Raw genomic sequence first — 18,616 nt, forward strand, 5'->3', positions numbered from 1 at the left:
CAACAGATACAATTTTTACAGTATAATTAAATATTAAAAATCCTATCCCTTGTAAGATGGCTATTCTATAATCAGTATAAATATTTACACCTATACTTGTAGCCATACCTTTACCACCCTTAAAACCATAATATATCGGCCAAACATGTCCTATTACAACTACAACTCCAGCAATATATTGTCCATATTGTGAATCTAAGTAATAAGCAATAAGCGGAGCTAAAATACCTTTCAAAGAGTCAATAATAAAAGCTAATGCAGCATATTTTATACCATAATTTCTAAAAACATTGGTAGAACCTGCATTTCCACTTCCTTTTAATCTTATATCTTCCTTAAAAAGAGAATAACTAACAATTATCGCTCCTGAAATAGACCCCATCATATAAGAGATTAATACAATTAGTAAATATATCATTGTTCAAATTTCCTACTTCTAACTTCTAATGTTATAGGAACTCCTCTAAAGTTGAAGTTTTCTCTTATTTTATTTTCTATATATCTTAAATATGAAAAATGCATTAATTCTTCATCATTTACATAAACTAGAAATTTTGGTGGTCTTGTTGTTACTTGAGAAATATAGTAAATTTTTAACTGTTTACCTTTTTTAGCTTTTGGAGGATTTAATAAAATTGCATCTCTTAACATTGTGTTTAATGTACCTGTAGCAACTCTAAAGCTATAGTTTTGATCAACTTCTTCTATTAATTCAAAAAGTTTATCTATTCTTTGTTTTTTCAATACAGATATAAATGTAATAGGTGCATATGGTGTAAACCCTAATTTATTTCTAATTACATCTTCATATTGCTTCATTGTATTTGTCTCTTTTTCAATGGCATCCCATTTATTAATAACAATTATTGAAGCTTTATTATTATTATGTGCGTATCCGATAATTTTAGTATCTTGTTCAGTAATTCCCTCTTTTGCATCTATAAAGAATAAAACAATATCAGATCTATCTACAGCGTTATATGTTCTGATTACAGAAAATTTTTCAACTCTCGTATTTACAGATCTTTGTCTTCTAAGTCCTGCTGTATCAATAAACGTATATTTTTTCCCATCTTTTTCATAATCACTATCAATTGAATCTCTAGTAGTACCAGCAATATCTGATACAATAGCTCTTTCTTCTCCTAATAACATATTTATAAATGAAGATTTGCCAACATTTGGCTTACCAATTACTGCAATTTTTAATCTGTCATCTTCCTCTTCTTTTAAGCTATCATCTGGAAATTTTTCCACAATAACATCCAACAAATCTCCAATTCCATATCCTTGTTCTGCAGAAATAACATATAATTCTCCAATACCAAGATTATAAAATTCATAAACTGATAATGGTGTTTCTTTAGTTTCGATTTTATTTACAACAACTAAAACTTCTCTTCCTGATTTTCTTAATTTTTCAGCAATTAGCATATCTAAAGATGTCATTCCATCTCTACCATCTACTAAAAACATTATTAAATCTGATGAATCGATAGCAATGTCAGCTTGCATTTCAATTTCTTTATTAAAATCTCCCGTATAATCTAATTCTAACCCACCTGTATCAACTAAAACGAATTTATTATTTTGCCATTCTACTTCGCTATATAATCTATCTCTTGTAACACCTGGTGTATCTTCAGTAATAGAAAGTCTTTTTCCAACTAACTTATTAAATAATGTTGATTTTCCAACATTAGGTCTTCCTATAATACTTACAATAGGTCTTGCCATATAAACTCCTTAATATAATGGATATTTAGAAGTTAAATGTTTTACTTCTTTTGCAATCTCATTATTATTTTTTTTATTTAATAAAACATCACAAATCAAATTACCTATTTGTTCCATTTCATCTTCTTTCATTCCTCTTGTTGTCATTGCTGGTGTACCTAGTCTTATGCCTGAAGTAACCATTGGACTTTTTGTTTCATTAGGTATAGTATTTTTATTTACAGTAATATTAACTTCATCTAACATGTGTTCAGCTTCTTTTCCTGTTAATCCAATACTTGAAACATCTGCTAAAATTAAATGATTGTCTGTACCTCCTGAAACAAGTCTAATACCTCTATTATACAAAACTTCTGCAAGTTTTTTAGCGTTTTTTAACACTTGTTTTTGATATTCCTTAAAGTTGTCAGTCATAGCTTCCTTAAAACAAATTGCTTTTGCTGCTATTATATGTTCTAAAGGACCACCTTGTGTACCAGGGAATATTGCTTTATTAATTTTTTGAGCATATTCGTTTGTACTTAGGATAAAAGCACCTCTAGGTCCTCTTAATGTTTTATGACTTGTACTTGTAACTATATCTGCATATTCTACAGGATTTTGATGTAATCCAGCAGCAACTAATCCAGCTATATGAGCCATATCCACCATAAATATAGCTCCTACTTCATCTGCAATTTCTTTAAATTTCTTAAAATCAATTTCTCTTGAGTATGCACTGGCACCAGAAAGTAAAATTTTAGGCTTTTCAGCAACCGCAATTTTATATACATCATCATAATTTATTAATTCAGTTTCTTTGTCTACTCCATAATGTACGAAATTAAAATATGATCCAGAGATACTTACTTTAGATCCATGTGTTAAATGTCCACCTTCATTTAAATTCATTGCAAGCACTTTATCAAAAGGATTCATTAATGCAAAATAAACACCTAAATTAGCACTTGACCCACTATGAGGTTGAACATTAGCATGATCTGCTCCAAATAATTCTTTAGCTCTATCAATTGCTAATTGTTCTGCTTCGTCAATATATTTACATCCACCGTAGTATCTTCTACCAGGATATCCTTCAGCATACTTATTTGTTAATACACTCCCTGCTGCTTCTAATATAGCTTTTGATACAAAGTTTTCAGAAGCTATCAATTCTATATTATTTTGTTGTCTATTTTCTTCCCTTTTTATAATGTCATATAACTCACTGTCAAACTTTTGTATATTTTCCATATTAATACCCTCTAAATTCACTTAATTTAATTAAATCTTCTCTATCTTCTTTTTTATCAAAAATACTTAATATTACATATGATACTGCTAAAGCAGCAATTCCTGATATAAATGAAATTATATCACTAGGATTTTCTCCTTGTAATTTATTTGAAATTAATATACCTAATACCATCATTATCAAAGGTAATATATATAAAGCTAATGATGCTTTCAACATTTTTGTAGTCTTAAATTCTAAATTAACTGGATCTCCGACTTTAGAATTAATTGTATTATTAACTACAACAAATTTTTTCCCATATTCACCTGATTCAGCATGTTGCCTTTTTGTTAAAGGAGAACATCCACAATCTCCACAAGTCCCTGATGATGCCATCATTACAACAGCCTTACCGTCTTCAACTTTTGTTATAACTCCAACTTTATTCATTATTTCCTCTTAATCTTCAATAAATCTAATATTTAATTCATCCAATTGTTTTTTATCAATTGTTGTTGGTGCTTCTGTTAATAAGCATGAAGCAGATTGAGTTTTTGGAAACGCAATTACATCCTTGATACTATCTTTATTTAGCAATGTCATAACAAGCCTGTCTAAACCAAATGCCAAACCACCATGTGGAGGTGTACCATAACTCAATGATTCTACGAAGAATCCAAATTTACATTCAATATCTTCTTTAGATAATCTTAAAGCGTTAAATATTTTATTTTGTAAATCTGAATTATTAATTCTTATTGATCCACCACCAATTTCATCTCCGTTTATAACTAAATCATATGCTTTAGCTCTCATTTCTTCAGGATTTGAATCTAATAACTTTATATCCTCATCTACAGGATGTGTAAATGGATGATGTTTTGCAACATATCTATCTTCTTCTTCGTCATATTCAAACATTGGGAATTCGTTAATCCATGTAATTGCAAATTCATCTTCCTTAAATTCAATATTTTCAGCAGCAATCATAACTCTCAAACTGCCCATAAATTCTGAAACTTTTGGTTCTTTATCAATAATTACAAGTGCTAAATCGCCTTCTTTTAATTCTAATCTTTCAATTAAAGCATTATTATATTCTTCATTTAAAAATTTATTAATACTTGAGTTAATTTCTCCATTTTCATATCTAAACCAAATTAATCCTGATGCACCCATTCCTTTAACTGCAGATGTAACTTTATCAATTTGTTTTCTTGAATACTTTGATGATAATCCATTAAAATTAATCGCTTTAATTTTCTTACCTTCATTTACAGAATCGCTAAATAAGTTAAAATCTATTTTTTCTGATAAATCAGAAATATCTTTGATTTCAAATCCATATCTCAAATCTGGTTTATCTGAACCAAATCTCGACATTGCTTCATCATAGCTCATTCTATTAAATGGTAATTTTAAATCAATTCCTTTTACTCTCTTAAAAATATATTGAATTAATTTTTCATTAATTTCCATTACATCTTCTTCATCAACAAAGCTCATTTCTAAGTCTACTTGTGTAAATTCCGGTTGTCTATTTGCTCTTAAATCTTCATCTCTAAAACATTTTACAATTTGATAATATCTATCAGTACCAGCAACCATCAACATTTGCTTAAATAATTGTGGTGATTGAGGCAATGCATAAAATCCATGTTTACTTATTCTTGATGGGACAATATAATCTCTTGCTCCTTCAGGAGTTGGTTTTGTAAGCATAGGAGTTTCTACTTCAATAAATCCATTATCATACAAGAAATCTCTAAAAGCTTTAACTATTTCAGCTCTGTCTCTTAACATTTTTTGCATTGAAAATTTTCTTAAGTCTAAATATCTATATTTTAATCTCATTTCTTCAGAAGCATTGTCTTCATCTTTTATATAAATTGGTGGTGTTTTAGCAGTATCATATATTACTAATTCACTAGAAATAATTTCTACATCTCCAGTAGGAATGTCTTTATTTTTACTTTCTCTTTCAAAAACTTTCCCCTTTACTCCAATAACATATTCAGATTTTAATTCTTTAGCTTTATTGTAAAGTTCTTCATTATCTTCTTTTTTGAAAACAATTTGTGCAATACCAAATTTATCTCTCAAGTCTATAAATACCAATGGCCCTAGGTCTCTAGATTTTTGTACCCAACCATTTAGCACTACTTCTTCACCAATATTTTCTTTTCTTAATTGTCCACAAAAATGTGTTCTTTTCATTTTTCTCTCCTAATTAATTTATTTACACGCTACAAATGGATTATATTTTTTTTCATGTCCAACTTTTGTATTATCACCATGCCCAGGTAATAGAATATTTTCATCATCCATTTCATAAATAATATTTTGAATCGATGCTACCAAATCATTATGATTTGATCCCTTAAAGTCTGTCCTTCCAACAGATTCTAAAAATATTAAATCTCCACAAAATACCAAATTATCCAATATATAAATTACACTATCATAACTATGTCCAGGTGTATATATATATTTAAAAATATCTATACTTCCTCTTTCTTCAGATAAATATATATCAGCACTTGCTGTAAGAGAATTTCCAAAAACTGAACTTAAATTAAGATCAGGATTGGTTAAGTAATCTTCACAATACTTATATGCTACTACCTTCAAATTATATTTATTCCTCCAAAAATCGACTTTTTCAATATGATCAAAATGACCATGTGTTAATAATAAATACTTAATATTTAATTGCTTTTCTTCAATAATATCTATAAATTTTTGTATTTTTGAAGGTGCATCTATTAAATATCCATCCAAAGTTTCTTCGCTATATATTAAATAACAATTTGTATTCATTGGATTATTACCATTTTTCAAAACTTTATATTTCATATAAACCTCAATATAACTTTTCAGAATCTAGTTGAATAGTAACTGGACCATCATTTAATAGTTCTATTTTCATATCAGCACCGAAAACTCCAGTTTTAACTATCTCAATATCTTTTTTTATATCTTCAACAAATTGATTATAAAGATTTTCAGCTTTTTCTTGTTTAGCTGCTCTCATAAAATTAGGTCTATTACCTTTTCTAGCATCTCCATATAATGTAAATTGTGATACAACCATTAATTCTCCATTTACATCTTTAATCGACAAATTCATTTTATCATTAGAATCTTCAAAAATTCTTAATCCAATAATCTTATTTTTAATATAATTTAAGTCAGTAATAGTATCATCTTCTGAAACTCCTAAAAAAACTAATAATCCATTATTTATTTCAGAATATACATTTGAATCAATATTTAACCTAACCCATTTTACTCTTTGAATTATCGCTCTCAATTTTTCTCCCTAAACACTTTTATAGTACCATCAATTTTTTTAATTATATTATAAATTCTATCGATATCTGAATTAGATTTTACTAAAATTGTAAGTGAAATATTTATAGTACTGTCATCATTTTGCTTAGTATTTATCGCAGAAATATCAAATCCATCTTTAGATAGTCCTTTAGTTAAATCAGCTAAATATGCTGGTCTGTCTTCAATTATAACTTTAACTTGTACAGGGAAACTTGAATTGTTACTTTCACTCCACTTTACTTCAATAAGTCTTTCTTTATTTTTAAGATTTATAATATTCTTACAATTAATCCTATGAACTGATACTCCATGACCATGAGTAATATACCCAATAACTTTATCTCCAGGTACAGGATTACAACATTTAGCAAATTTTGTTTCTAAATTAGTTATGTCATCAATAATAATAGCATCATTAATATTTTTATTTTTATGAGGATTTTTTTCTTCAATATTTACAAGATTTGATAGTTCTTCTTTTTTATATTTATCATTATATTTTTTTTCTAAAAATTTAACAACACTATCAACTTGTACTGTACCATATCCTATTAAATTATAAAGTGATTCTATGGATAATGCATTATTTTTTTCTGCAGCACTTTGAAGCCATTCATCTATCATAAATTTAGATGTATCAAATCCTTTTTTTCTAATTTCTTTTTCTAATAATTCTTGACCTAATTCAATATTTTCTTCTCTTGATTTTTTCTTAAAAAATGCTCGAATTTTATTTTTAGCATGTTGAGTAACTGCCATATCAAGCCAATCAAGATTTGGTCCTGTAGAATTTTTAGAAGTAAGAATAGTAACAATATCCCCTGTTTTTAATTTATAATTTAATGGTTGAATTTTACCATTTATTTTAGCCCCAACGCATTTATTACCTACTTCAGAGTGGACTCTATATGCAAAATCAATAGGTGTAGCACCTTTTTGTAAATCCACAACATCTCCATTTGGAGTAAATACATATACTTCATCATTAAATAGGTCATTTTTGAAATTATCCATAAATTCATATGCAGAAGTATCCTTACCCCACTCAATAACTTGTCTAATCCAATTTAATCTATTATCAAAATTAGACGCCTTTTTCTTTCCTTCTTTATATTGCCAATGATTGGCAATACCATATTCGGCATTTCTATGCATTTCTTCAGTTCTGATTTGAACTTCAAAAATCTGTCCCTTTTCCCCGATTACAGTTGTGTGCAGAGATTGATAAAAATTAGGTTTTGGCATTGCAATATAATCTTTAAATCTTCCGGGTATTGGCTTCCATAAATTATGGACAATTCCTAATACTGCATAGCATTGATTTATATCTTTAACTATTACTCTAACAGCAATTAAATCGAAAATATTATCAATTGTCGTTTCCTGTTTTTGCATTTTATTATATATACTAAAAATACCTTTAGGACGACCTGTCATCGTAAATTTAATATTAATTTTGTCAAGTTCTGTTGATAATTTATCCATAATATGCTGAATAATTTTTTCTCTTTCAGATCTTTTTTGATCAATCTGTTGAGCAACAGAATAATATGAAACAGGATCTATATATCTTAAACACAAATCTTCTAATTCCCATTTAATAGCATTAATTCCCAATCTATGAGCAATTGGAACATAGATTTCTAAAGTCTCATTTGCTGTTTTAATTTGTTTATCTCTATCTTTATATTCTAAAGTTCTCATATTGTGAAGTCTATCAGATAATTTTATAATGATAACTCTAATATCATTAGCCATAGCTAATACCATTTTTCTAATGCTTTCAATTTGAGCTTCTTCTTTTGTTTTATATTTAAGATTTTTTAATTTTGTTACACCATCAACAAGAGCTGTTATTTCTTCTCCGAACTCTTTTTCCATATCTTCTTTTGAATAATCAGTATCTTCTAAAACGTCATGCATTAGACCTGCACAAATAGTTTGATCATCCATTTGCATTGAAGCTAAAATAATAGATACCTCTACTGGATGAACAATATATTCTTCCCCAGAATTACGCACTTGTCCCTTATGTTTTTCTCTTGCTAAATTAAAAGCTTTAGTAATTAATTCAACATCAAGATCTTTATTATATTTTCTTACAGCTTCTAATAATCTTTCTAACATATTACCTCATTGATATTAAGTTTAATTGAATATTAGTATATCCATTAAAAGTATTTTCTCCAATTTTATAAACTATATCATATTCCTTATTTTTTATATTATAAATTTCATTTATGCTTATTTTTAATTTATCGATAATATCATCAATTCTGAAACTTATAGCTTGAAGATTTTCTCCATTTTGCTCAAAATTAAATTTTAATACATTTTTATCTTTACCTAATATAAATACATCTTTTACAATTACGTTTTTACTTGCAAAAATAGGCTCTGCAAACCCATATCCATAAGGTTTCAAAGCATTTATCTGATTAATTAAATTTTTATTAATATTATTAAAATTTAAGCCATAATCAAGATCAATTATTTTTCTAAAATCTTCTTCAACTAATCCACTATCTTCTTGTATATTTTTATTAAATTTATCTAATTTAGTTTTTTCTATGCTTAATCCACAAGCCATGGCATGGCCACCAAATGCAACAAAATCATCTCTAAATTTATTAAAATGTTCAAACATATTATATGCGTTTATACTTCTACCAGATCCTTTTATGATGCCATCATTTGAAGAATCTGTTAAAACTAAAGTTGGCTTATTATATCTATCTTTAATTCTTCCAGCAACTAATCCACAAATGCTTTCATGTATACTTGAGTCATATACAATTATTATATCATTTTTATGAATATTTTCATATTCTATCTTTTCAATTGCTACTTCGACTGATTTTTGAGTCATTTCTTTTCTTTCATTATTTAATTCAACTAATGTTTTGGAATATGTCATTGCTTCTTCTTCATCATTTGTCAAAAGTAATTCCACACCAAGTTTTGCTGTATATATACGTCCACTTGCATTTATAATTGGACCAATTAAAAATCCAACAGTATAAATATCTACATCTTTTTGCCAATTAATTTCTCTTAACAATGATTTTATACCTAAATTTTTAGTTTGATTTATAATTTTTAATCCTTCAACAACGATTATCCTATTTTCATCAACAATTTTCATCATATCACATACAGTTCCAAGCATTGCATATTGTAATAAGAAATATATACTTTGCTTTTTTATACCTAAACTTGAACCATATAATTCTATAATTGCATCTATAAATTTATATGCTACAACAGCACCACAAATACCGTCAAATGGATAATCGTCATCCATTCTATGTGGATTAATTACAGCATCTGCATTAGGTAGCACATCTTTTCCATCTATATTTACAACTTCATGGTGGTCTGTTACTATAACTCTTATACCGTTTTCTCTAGCATATTCAATTGCTTCAAATGCTGCTATACCATTATCACATGTAATGATTAATCTTATATCATTTTCAATGCAGTCATCAACTATATTTTTATTTAGTCCATAACCATCTTCAATTCTATCAGGTATTGCGTATGAAATATTATCGTAAAACAAATTTAATCCTTTATATAAAATCACTGTAGCTGCAACACCATCTTGATCATAATCTCCTGAAATTAATATTTTTTCTTCCTTCATCATAGAGTCAAGTAAAATATCTACACCCTTTTTCATATCCTTCATTTTTAATGAAGAATGAAGATTATCAACACTCGAATTGAAAATACTATTAATTTTATACTCATCTACAATATCTCTATTTGCTAATAATATTTTTTGAAAGCTTGTAAGATTTTCATTATCTTTTATAATATTATAATTTTCAGGTTTATTTATTAAATACCAATTTTCCATAATTCTCCTATAAAAAAATGAAAAGTAATATACTTTTCATTTCAATTTTTTAGTTTCTAGGATCTATTAAAATTTTTCTTTTACCAAATTCTGGTAGACTTAATATACCTAAATATTCTAAATCTTCTACAATTTTATTTGCTCTTTCTTCATCTAATCTAAATTTATTTTGTACTGAAATACTATCTGTTTCATCTTCTAAAACCATAAATTCATAAACATCTTCAAGCAATAAATCATATTCTCTATCAGATGGCTTTTTTTCTTTTAATTCTTCAATTTTATCTAAAAATCTTTTGTCATTACCATATGATAAATCACCAACTGGAACATTAGAAAATTTTGAATTAGCATTTTGATTTTTTTCTGAATTGTAATCTACAATATTTCCCAACGCTTGTTTCAAATATTCAATTTGTGTATTATTATTTCCAGTTTCAATAATAAATGTATCTTCTTTAACTTCTATAACTTTACCCTTAGCTCCTGATCTTGTAACTACAATATCACCAACTTTTAATGTATTCAAAGCTTGTTTAAATTCTTGTTGTTGTTTCTTTTGTGGTCTAATCAATAAGAAATAAAATGCTGCACCAATTAAAGCGAACATTAAAAGTGAAGAGTATAACGATCCTTGTGCTTGTTGTTGAGCTGCTAATAATAAATTTGTCATCTAATCCTCCTTAGTATATCCATACTTTTTATAAAATTCTTCTTTGTATTCTAAAAATCTATCTTCAATAATTGATTCTCTAATTTTTTCCATTAAATGAGTTAAGAAATACAAATTATGATACGACAATAATCTTGCACCTAAAATCTCATTCACATTTACTAAATGCCTAATATATGCTCTTGTATAATTTTTACATGTGTAGCAATCACATTCTGGATCTAATGGTGTAAAATCTTCTCTATACTTTGCATTTTTTATAGTTACTTTTCCATGAGAAGTCATTGCAGCACCATTTCTTGCAATTCTTGTAGGAAGTACACAATCCGCCATATCAATACCAGCTTCAACAGATTCAAATAAATAATCAGGTGTACCTACTCCCATATTATATCTAGGTTTATCTTCTGGTAATAATGGTGTTGTAAATCTAAGAATATCTATCATTTCTTCTTTTGTTTCACCAACACTTAATCCACCAACTGCAAATCCTTGACAGTCCCTTTTAATTGTTTCTTCAGCAGATTTCTTTCTTAAATCCTTAAATAATCCGCCTTGTACAATTCCGAATAATGCTTGATTTTTATTTGTATGTGTTTCAATGCATCTATCCAACCATCTTAATGTCATTTCTAAAGATTGTGCAACATATTCTTTTGTTGCAGTTGGATATACACATTCATCAAATGCCATCATAATATCTGAACCCAAATTTTGTTGGATTTCAATCGATTTTTCAGGCGTAATCATTTGTTTTGATCCATCGATATGAGATCTAAATACTACACCTTCCTCTGTAATTTTATTGATATGTCCTAAGCTAAATACTTGAAAACCACCACTATCTGTTAAAATAGGTTTATTCCAATTCATAAATTTATGCAATCCACCTGCTTTTTTTACTAAATCATCTCCAGGTCTTAAAAATAAATGATAAGTATTTCCTAAAATAATTTGAGCACCTAAATCTTCCAATTCCTCCGGAGTCATCGCCTTTACAGTTGCTTTTGTACCAACCGGCATGAATACAGGTGTTTTAATATCTCCATGTGGTGTATGTATTACACCTGCTCTAGCCTCACATTGTGATGATTTTTTTTCTAATTCATATTTTATCGCCATTTCTACCTACTTTATTAACATCGCATCTCCAAAACTAAAGAATCTATAATTATTCCTTTTAGCTTCTTCATATGCTTCCAATATTCTTTCTCTATTGTAAAACGAACTAATTAACATTATCAATGTAGATTTTGGTAAATGGAAATTAGTAATCATTGCATCTATAGCTTTAAATTTAAATCCTGGATAAATGAAAATATCAGTCCAATCACTATCTGCTTGTAATTTATCATATTTTCTAGCAATAGATTCTAAAGTACGAACAGATGTAGTACCTACAGCGATTACTCTTTTTCCGTTTTGATTTGCTTCATTAATTATCTCAGCATTTTCCTTATCTAAAATATAGTATTCACTGTGCATTTTATGTTCTTCAATTTTATCATCAGTTACAGGTTTAAAAGTTCCAAGTCCAACGTGTAAAGTTAAATATGCAATTTTTATTCCTTTATCTTGTATTTTTTGAAGTAATTCCTTTGTAAAATGCAATCCAGCAGTTGGTGCTGCTACAGACCCATCATATTTTGCATAAACTGTTTGATATTTAGATTTATCTTCTAATCTTTCAGTTATATATGGTGGAAGTGGAACATTTCCTATTTCATTTAATATTTCATTAAAAATACCGTCATATTGCATTTCTAAAATTCTATGACCTTCTTCAGTAATGTCAACTACTTCAGCCTGTAATTTTTCATCAAAAATGATTTTATTTCCTATCTTAAATTTTCTACCAGGCTTAACTAAGCATTCCCATCTTTTACCTTCAACATTTGTAAGTAAAAATACTTCTAAAGCTTCTTCTTTACCTTCTCTATGTCCGAATAACCTTGCAGGAATAACTTTAGAATTATTAACCACCAAAACATCTCCCTCATTTAAGTAGTCAATAATATCATAAAATCTTTTGTGTTCAATTGTTTCATCTTTTCTATCTAATATCATTAATTTAGATTCAGATCTTTTATCCTCAGGATGTTGAGCAATAAAAGATGGATCTAATTCATAATCAAAATCTTTTGTATCCATTAATCTTCCTTATATCTAATTCCAAAATGATCATATGCCTTTTTAGATAGTATTCTACCTCTGGAAGTTCTATTCAAAAATCCAATTTGTAATAAATATGGTTCATATACATCTTCAATAGTAACTGACTCTTGCCCAGTAGCTGCAGCTATTGTATCTACACCTACAGGTCCACCATTAAAGTTTTCAGCTATTACTGTAACTATCTTTTTATCCAATTTATCAAGTCCCATACTATCGACTTCTAAAAAATCCAATGATTCTTTTGCTAATCTTAAATCTATATTTCCATTTCCTTTAATTTGTGCATAATCTCTTACTCTTTTTAACAATCTATTTGCTATTCTAGGCGTACCTCTAGATCTTCTTCCTATTTCCATTGCTGATTCTCTATCTATCCCAACTTCTAAAATATCTGCCGATCTTTCTATTATATGAGATAAGTCTAATTCATTATATAAATCTAATTCAAGTAATACCCCGAATCTATCTCTTAATGGAGATGAAAGCATCCCTGCTTTTGTTGTAGCACCTATAAGAGTAAATTTTTCTAAATCAATTCTCAAACTTTGTGCTGACGGTCCTTTACCTACAATAATATCTAAGGCAAAATCTTCCATTGCTGAATACAATACTTCCTCAACAGTTTTATTAATTCTATGTATTTCATCAATAAAAAGCACATCATTTTTATCCAAATTTGTTAAAATACTTGCTAAATCTCCAGGTCTTGTTATAGCTGGTCCTGAAGTAACTTTAACCTTTACTCCTAGTTCATTAGCTATAATTTGAGATAAAGTAGTTTTCCCCAATCCTGGAGGGCCTTGTAATAATACATGATCCAATGCATCATCTCTTTTTTTAGCTGCTTCTATAAATACTTCAAGTTTATCTTTTACTTTATTTTGTCCGATGTATTCACGTAGCCATCTAGGTCTTAAAGAATATTCACTTTTTTCTTCATCATTCAATAAACTTGAACCCACTATCCTATTTTCTGACATATTACATCCTCTTTAATGCAGTCTTTACAATATCTGATAAATCCATATCATCAATATTTAATCCCTTTAATGAACTTTCAGCATCCATTTTCGTATATCCTAAATTCATTAATGCTTCAATTGCAAATTCATAATCACTTGAATTTTGAATATTTGTTTTTTGATTAGATACTGTTACTCCATTATTTATCTTTTCAATATCTATTTTATCAGATAATTCTAAAATAATCCTACTTGCAATTTTCTTACCAACTCCTGGTGATTTAGATATAGTATTTATATCACTTCCTATAATTGCCAACTCTATTTCATATACAGATAAGGTAGATAAAATAGACAATGCAGCTTTTGGACCAACTCCAGATACTTGTTTTAAATTTAAAAACATTTCTAAATCATCAAAATTCTCAAAACCATACAATAATACAGCATCTTCTCTCACAATAAATTCTGTATATATTTTATAAGTATTGTTTTTGATTAATGTAGAAATGTTTTTTTGCGGCATAAAAATTTTGTAGCCTATATTATTCGTTTCTAATACAATATAATCTTCTCTTAATATTTTTACTTCACCAATCAAATATGAAAACATAACTACTCCATTTTATATAAATCTTTAAGTTTACCACTAAAGCTATGGCATATTGCTATAGCTAATGCATCTGCTGCATCATCAGGTTTTGGAATATCCTTAAGATTTAAAATTCTCTTAACACTTTCTTGAACTTGTTTTTTTACAGCTCGTCCATATCCAGTTAATGCTGTCTTTATTTGTAAAGGAGTATATTCATATATTTCCAAATTATTTACCTTAGCAGCAAGTATCTCAACACCTCTTGCTTGACTAACGTTTATAAACGTCTTTGTATTCTTCTCATGAAATAATTTTTCATAGGCAACCTCAGTAGGCTTATACTGATTTATAATTGCATTTAATTCATTAAAAATAATCTCTAACCTATCTTGAGTTTTTACATTAGCATCTGTCTGGATACTACCATATTCTAACATGCTAATTTTGTTTCCTTCTTTTTTGATTATTCCATATCCTACAATTGCTATGCCAGGATCTATTCCTAAAATAATCATTTATAACGTCCCAATACACAATCATTTAACGCACTCCAAAATTGATTGAAATATGCCTCATTTATGCTTCTATTTATATAAAATTTAGCTTTATTGTATATATGAAGCAATTCATTTATCGTCAAATTTTTTCCTTCTAATGTAAGAATGTTAGTATTATGTGTATCAACAACGACTTGTTTATCTATGTAAAAATTAATTCTAAAAAATTTCTTTTTTATATTTTTATCCAAAAAGTAATTTACATTTACCTCATTATTTGCAATAATTTTACTCTTCATAAAGTCTTCTTTAATTTTCTTTTTAAATTCGACTACTTTCTCATCTTTTGAATTTTGTAATAAAAGTCTCATTTTACATAATTCTGATGGATTATGAATACTTAAAGTGATTCTCTCTAATTCATCAATCAAGTCTTCACAATAATATGCATTTGTATAAGCTTTAATAGAAAATGCAAACTCCAATCTACTTAAATCTTCGCTAACCATTTTACTAATAGCATCAACTATTAATTTTTTATCTTTACGACCCCTTATACTTCTTCTCAAGCCAGTTAACAACGCTTTTGTAACGTCATATTTAGGTGTAAAATTATTTCCAACATTCTTATTTTCAAGCCAAGATAGCAATAAATAAATTGAATCTGGATCTTCATTATATAAAAATTGATATTCAAGACTTTTTTCAAAATCCAAACTGTTCTCTAACATTACTATCCCCTCTCAATAATTTTGCAATTAAAATTATACTATAAAATCTACATAATTTCCACGCAAATATTACAAAAAGATTAATAAATTTTTTATAAAAAAAAGCCCTTAAACTAATTATCAATAGTTCAAGGACTTTTTAAAATATTATATTATTTAAACATTTTAATATTATTTTTTATTAAAACTCTTTTCAATAATTTCCCTTAATGTTTTTGCTGATGCATCCATTCTTTCTTGTTCATTATCATTTAATGAAATTTCTAAAACATTTTTCACACCATTAGAATTTATAATTGCAGGTACACCGATATATAAGTCTTCTTGACCATATTCTCCTCTTAAGTATGAAGAAACTGAATATATACTATTTTCATTATTTAAGATTGCTTGTGCTATTTTAGCCATTGCTACTGCAATACCATAGAATGTAGCACCTTTTCTATTAATTATTTCATATGCTGCATTTTTTACTTTATTAAATGAATCTAATAATGTTTGTTCATCAACTTCATTGTGTTTTGTCCATTCAGCAATTGGTAAACCTCCAATATTAGCATGTGACCATACCGGAAATTCACTATCTCCATGTTCACCCATAATGTATGCATGAATTGACTTAGGATCTACTTTTGTAATTTCAGCTATTTCTTTTCTTAATCTATTTGAATCTAAAACTGTACCTGTACCGATTACTCTATTTGCATTAAATCCTGAATATTTCCATGTAGCATATGTCATAACATCAACAGGATTACTTGCTACTAAAAATATACCATTAAATCCAGAACCTACTACACTTGTTACAATATCCTTAAAAATCTTTAAGTTTTTATCAACTAATTGCAATCTTGTTTCCCCTGGTTTTTGTGGTATGCCAGCAGTAATTACAACAATATCAGCATCATGACAGTCTTCATATGTTGCTTTATATATATCTTTTGATGCAGTAAATGCTAAAGCATCAGATAAATCCATAGCATCTCCCTCAGCTTTATCAGCATTAAGATCTATGATACCTAATTCTCTACCAACACCTAAAATTGTACAAGCAAATGCAAAGCTTGATCCAACAGCTCCATCTCCAACTAATATTATTTTATTTTTTTTCATTATTTTCTCCTTAAATTTATATATTCTAACTTTTTAATATACTTATAATACATCTTATAAACTCAAATAAATGTGAGTAATATCACAATTGATATTTTTCTAACTTTATATATTTATTATATCAAAATTAAAATAAAATTAAAATAAAAAAGACTAGATAAAATCTAATCTTTTTTGGCGTGTCGTAAAGGATTCGAACCCTCGGCCTTCTGGTCCGTAGCCAGACGCTCTATCCAGCTGAGCTAACGACACAAATATTAAAATAATAAAAAAAGCACCAATTACACAATTGATGCTTAGTGGAGCGGAAAACGAGATTCGAACTCGCGACCCTCGCCTTGGCAAGGCGATGCTCTACCACTGAGCCACTTCCGCAAATTGGTAGCGGTGGACAGATTCGAACTGCCGACACTACGGGTATGAACCGTATGCTCTAGCCAACTGAGCTACACCGCCATTTTTTAGCAACATAGATATAATAGCATCTTCAAATTAAAATGTCAATACTTTTTTTATAGTTCTAAATTTATCTTCAAAAAACTCTAATAATATATATGTGCAACAACTACTATTTTAGTACCAATATTTATAATTTATACCCATGATTTTTTTGAATAAATTAATACTCTATATACCTTAAGCTTAGATATTTAGAAGAATTTTTAATTTTTTTTAATAGAAAAAAATTTACAGCCATTGAACAAATGCTACTATATTACCTTAATCTTATATACTACCTTAATCTTCTATATGACCTTAATCTTCTATATGACCTTAATAAATGAAAAATTTTATAGCATATTTCTAAAAACAAAAAACAAGCTCATTTACAAATTTATTCAAGCTTTTATGCCCTTAACATGAATATATCACTTATAATTAAAGGTAAATTCTTTTGAAAATCATGTATTATAATATTTTTTTATATTACAGGTAAAAAAAGGTAAAAATAGTCATGTATTATATCGATTTTTTATATTAAAGGTAAATTCTTTTGAAAATCATGTATTACAAATATTTTAACAATTTACATGAAAAATTTTACAAATCACTCTTTTACATACGTGTAATTATTACATTATTAAAATTTACAGGTAGTTGTCCTAAAAAATTTACCTGTATATTTGAATAAACTCTTATTTACATGATTTATTGCTATCATAAAATCAGAACAATTTTTGAAACGAATACTCGGAGGAAAATTTAAATGATTTATCTTCATAATAATCAGAAGTTAATTTCCAATTTTATACAATTTCCTATAGAATTGGAACTACTCTTCCAATCCCCCCCTTTTTATATTTAATAAAAAGAACTATTGATACAACTAATGTGATAAACTCCAAAACTATCATGGCATACCAAATTGAATTAACTCCAAATATTGATGAAATAATGTTTACACTCAAAGTAACTAAGACATATCCTCTTAAGATGCTTATAATAAACTCTTTTCTTGGCATTCTTACTGAAGTCAAATATCCCCTGTAACTATGTTAAATCCTAGTAACAGTAGTACAAATATATAAATTCTATTATTGATTTTCCTTTGGAATCTTATTAAAATTTCGTCAACAGCTTAATAAATGGAATAAAAACTTATCTCTCCGATTTAAAGTGATAAAAGTTTCAAATATTTTTTAAAAAATTCCAATCTACTTAAAATCTCCTTTTCCATATAAAAATATATATTATATAAATAAATAAGAAAACTTT

General features: G+C 27.6%; 18 protein-coding genes and 3 tRNA genes. All 21 read right to left on the bottom strand.

Going from position 1 to position 18,616, the window contains the following annotated elements:
- Positions 1–418: glycerol-3-phosphate acyltransferase (locus ABGF48_RS05525; RefSeq protein ID WP_408105344.1), on the bottom strand; the 418-nt coding region annotated here is incomplete at its 3' end.
- On the bottom strand, positions 415–1,737 hold the full coding sequence (gene der / locus ABGF48_RS05530; RefSeq protein ID WP_408105345.1) for a ribosome biogenesis GTPase Der: 1,323 nt from the start codon (positions 1,735–1,737) through the stop codon (positions 415–417). The genes der and ABGF48_RS05525, both read right to left, overlap by 4 nt.
- A 9-nt stretch (positions 1,738–1,746) precedes the next feature.
- Complete coding sequence (locus ABGF48_RS05535) at positions 1,747–2,970, bottom strand: serine hydroxymethyltransferase (protein ID WP_408105346.1); 1,224 nt, start codon at positions 2,968–2,970, stop codon at positions 1,747–1,749.
- Position 2,971: 1 nt separating this feature from the next.
- Complete coding sequence (locus ABGF48_RS05540) at positions 2,972–3,403, bottom strand: SoxR reducing system RseC family protein (RefSeq protein WP_408105347.1); 432 nt, start codon at positions 3,401–3,403, stop codon at positions 2,972–2,974.
- 9 nt (positions 3,404–3,412) lie between these two features.
- The gene (gene aspS, locus ABGF48_RS05545; RefSeq protein WP_408105348.1) at positions 3,413–5,170 is read right to left on the bottom strand and encodes an aspartate--tRNA ligase; all 1,758 of its coding nucleotides are present in this window, start codon (positions 5,168–5,170) and stop codon (positions 3,413–3,415) included.
- 18 nt (positions 5,171–5,188) lie between these two features.
- A complete protein-coding gene (locus ABGF48_RS05550; RefSeq protein ID WP_408105349.1) occupies positions 5,189–5,809 on the bottom strand; it encodes an MBL fold metallo-hydrolase in 621 nt (206 codons plus the stop codon).
- A gap of 7 nt (positions 5,810–5,816) precedes the next feature.
- Positions 5,817–6,266, bottom strand: coding sequence for a D-aminoacyl-tRNA deacylase (dtd, locus tag ABGF48_RS05555; RefSeq protein WP_408105350.1), 450 nt, complete (start codon positions 6,264–6,266; stop codon positions 5,817–5,819).
- Entirely contained in the window at positions 6,263–8,416 is a 2,154-nt protein-coding gene (locus ABGF48_RS05560) for a RelA/SpoT family protein (RefSeq protein WP_408105351.1), read from the bottom strand. The genes dtd and ABGF48_RS05560 overlap by 4 nt, the downstream gene beginning before the upstream one ends.
- Before the next feature lies 1 nt (position 8,417).
- Positions 8,418–10,154 (bottom strand): single-stranded-DNA-specific exonuclease RecJ, encoded by a 1,737-nt coding sequence (gene recJ, locus ABGF48_RS05565; protein ID WP_408105352.1) that lies wholly within the window; start codon positions 10,152–10,154, stop codon positions 8,418–8,420.
- Positions 10,155–10,203: 49 nt separating this feature from the next.
- Positions 10,204–10,827, bottom strand: a complete 624-nt coding sequence (gene yajC / locus ABGF48_RS05570) for a preprotein translocase subunit YajC (protein WP_408105353.1) — start codon at positions 10,825–10,827, stop codon at positions 10,204–10,206.
- On the bottom strand, positions 10,828–11,949 hold the full coding sequence (tgt, locus tag ABGF48_RS05575) for a tRNA guanosine(34) transglycosylase Tgt (protein WP_408105354.1): 1,122 nt from the start codon (positions 11,947–11,949) through the stop codon (positions 10,828–10,830).
- Positions 11,950–11,955: 6 nt separating this feature from the next.
- Positions 11,956–12,978 carry a tRNA preQ1(34) S-adenosylmethionine ribosyltransferase-isomerase QueA gene (gene queA, locus ABGF48_RS05580; RefSeq protein ID WP_408105355.1) on the bottom strand — a complete coding sequence of 341 codons (1,023 nt, stop codon included), beginning with the start codon at positions 12,976–12,978 and terminating at the stop codon, positions 11,956–11,958.
- Positions 12,978–13,982 carry a Holliday junction branch migration DNA helicase RuvB gene (ruvB, locus tag ABGF48_RS05585; RefSeq protein ID WP_408105356.1) on the bottom strand — a complete coding sequence of 335 codons (1,005 nt, stop codon included), beginning with the start codon at positions 13,980–13,982 and terminating at the stop codon, positions 12,978–12,980. The genes queA and ruvB overlap by 1 nt, the downstream gene beginning before the upstream one ends.
- A gap of 1 nt (position 13,983) precedes the next feature.
- Positions 13,984–14,577: a Holliday junction branch migration protein RuvA gene (gene ruvA, locus ABGF48_RS05590; protein WP_408105357.1), complete on the bottom strand. Its 594-nt coding sequence runs from the start codon at positions 14,575–14,577 to the stop codon at positions 13,984–13,986.
- 2 nt (positions 14,578–14,579) lie between these two features.
- A complete protein-coding gene (gene ruvC, locus ABGF48_RS05595) occupies positions 14,580–15,074 on the bottom strand; it encodes a crossover junction endodeoxyribonuclease RuvC (RefSeq protein WP_408105358.1) in 495 nt (164 codons plus the stop codon).
- Complete coding sequence (locus ABGF48_RS05600) at positions 15,071–15,787, bottom strand: hypothetical protein (protein ID WP_408105359.1); 717 nt, start codon at positions 15,785–15,787, stop codon at positions 15,071–15,073. The genes ruvC and ABGF48_RS05600 overlap by 4 nt, the downstream gene beginning before the upstream one ends.
- A 171-nt stretch (positions 15,788–15,958) precedes the next feature.
- Positions 15,959–16,900 carry an L-lactate dehydrogenase gene (locus ABGF48_RS05605; RefSeq protein ID WP_408105360.1) on the bottom strand — a complete coding sequence of 314 codons (942 nt, stop codon included), beginning with the start codon at positions 16,898–16,900 and terminating at the stop codon, positions 15,959–15,961.
- A 175-nt stretch (positions 16,901–17,075) separates the two neighbouring features.
- Positions 17,076–17,152 (bottom strand) — tRNA-Arg (locus tag ABGF48_RS05610).
- A 48-nt stretch (positions 17,153–17,200) separates the two neighbouring features.
- Positions 17,201–17,275, bottom strand: a tRNA-Gly gene (locus ABGF48_RS05615).
- 4 nt (positions 17,276–17,279) lie between these two features.
- Positions 17,280–17,356 (bottom strand) — tRNA-Met (locus ABGF48_RS05620).
- Between the two features lie 803 nt (positions 17,357–18,159).
- Positions 18,160–18,378, bottom strand: a complete 219-nt coding sequence (locus tag ABGF48_RS05625; protein WP_408105361.1) for a hypothetical protein — start codon at positions 18,376–18,378, stop codon at positions 18,160–18,162.
- Positions 18,379–18,616 lie beyond the last annotated feature (238 nt).

Source organism: Helcococcus bovis, assembly GCF_046035835.1.
GTDB classification, from domain to species: domain Bacteria; phylum Bacillota; class Clostridia; order Tissierellales; family Peptoniphilaceae; genus Helcococcus; species Helcococcus bovis.

Coding starts and splice junctions, on each gene's coding strand:
- der (WP_408105345.1), bottom strand. CDS start 1,737: ATGGCAAGACCTATTGTAAGTATTATAGGAAGACCTAATGTTGGAAAA.
- ABGF48_RS05535 (WP_408105346.1), bottom strand. CDS start 2,970: ATGGAAAATATACAAAAGTTTGACAGTGAGTTATATGACATTATAAAA.
- ABGF48_RS05540 (WP_408105347.1), bottom strand. CDS start 3,403: ATGAATAAAGTTGGAGTTATAACAAAAGTTGAAGACGGTAAGGCTGTT.
- aspS (WP_408105348.1), bottom strand. CDS start 5,170: ATGAAAAGAACACATTTTTGTGGACAATTAAGAAAAGAAAATATTGGT.
- ABGF48_RS05550 (WP_408105349.1), bottom strand. CDS start 5,809: ATGAAATATAAAGTTTTGAAAAATGGTAATAATCCAATGAATACAAAT.
- ABGF48_RS05560 (WP_408105351.1), bottom strand. CDS start 8,416: ATGTTAGAAAGATTATTAGAAGCTGTAAGAAAATATAATAAAGATCTT.
- recJ (WP_408105352.1), bottom strand. CDS start 10,154: ATGGAAAATTGGTATTTAATAAATAAACCTGAAAATTATAATATTATA.
- yajC (WP_408105353.1), bottom strand. CDS start 10,827: ATGACAAATTTATTATTAGCAGCTCAACAACAAGCACAAGGATCGTTA.
- tgt (WP_408105354.1), bottom strand. CDS start 11,949: ATGGCGATAAAATATGAATTAGAAAAAAAATCATCACAATGTGAGGCT.
- queA (WP_408105355.1), bottom strand. CDS start 12,978: ATGGATACAAAAGATTTTGATTATGAATTAGATCCATCTTTTATTGCT.
- ruvB (WP_408105356.1), bottom strand. CDS start 13,982: ATGTCAGAAAATAGGATAGTGGGTTCAAGTTTATTGAATGATGAAGAA.
- ruvA (WP_408105357.1), bottom strand. CDS start 14,577: ATGTTTTCATATTTGATTGGTGAAGTAAAAATATTAAGAGAAGATTAT.
- ruvC (WP_408105358.1), bottom strand. CDS start 15,074: ATGATTATTTTAGGAATAGATCCTGGCATAGCAATTGTAGGATATGGA.
- ABGF48_RS05600 (WP_408105359.1), bottom strand. CDS start 15,787: ATGTTAGAGAACAGTTTGGATTTTGAAAAAAGTCTTGAATATCAATTT.
- ABGF48_RS05605 (WP_408105360.1), bottom strand. CDS start 16,900: ATGAAAAAAAATAAAATAATATTAGTTGGAGATGGAGCTGTTGGATCA.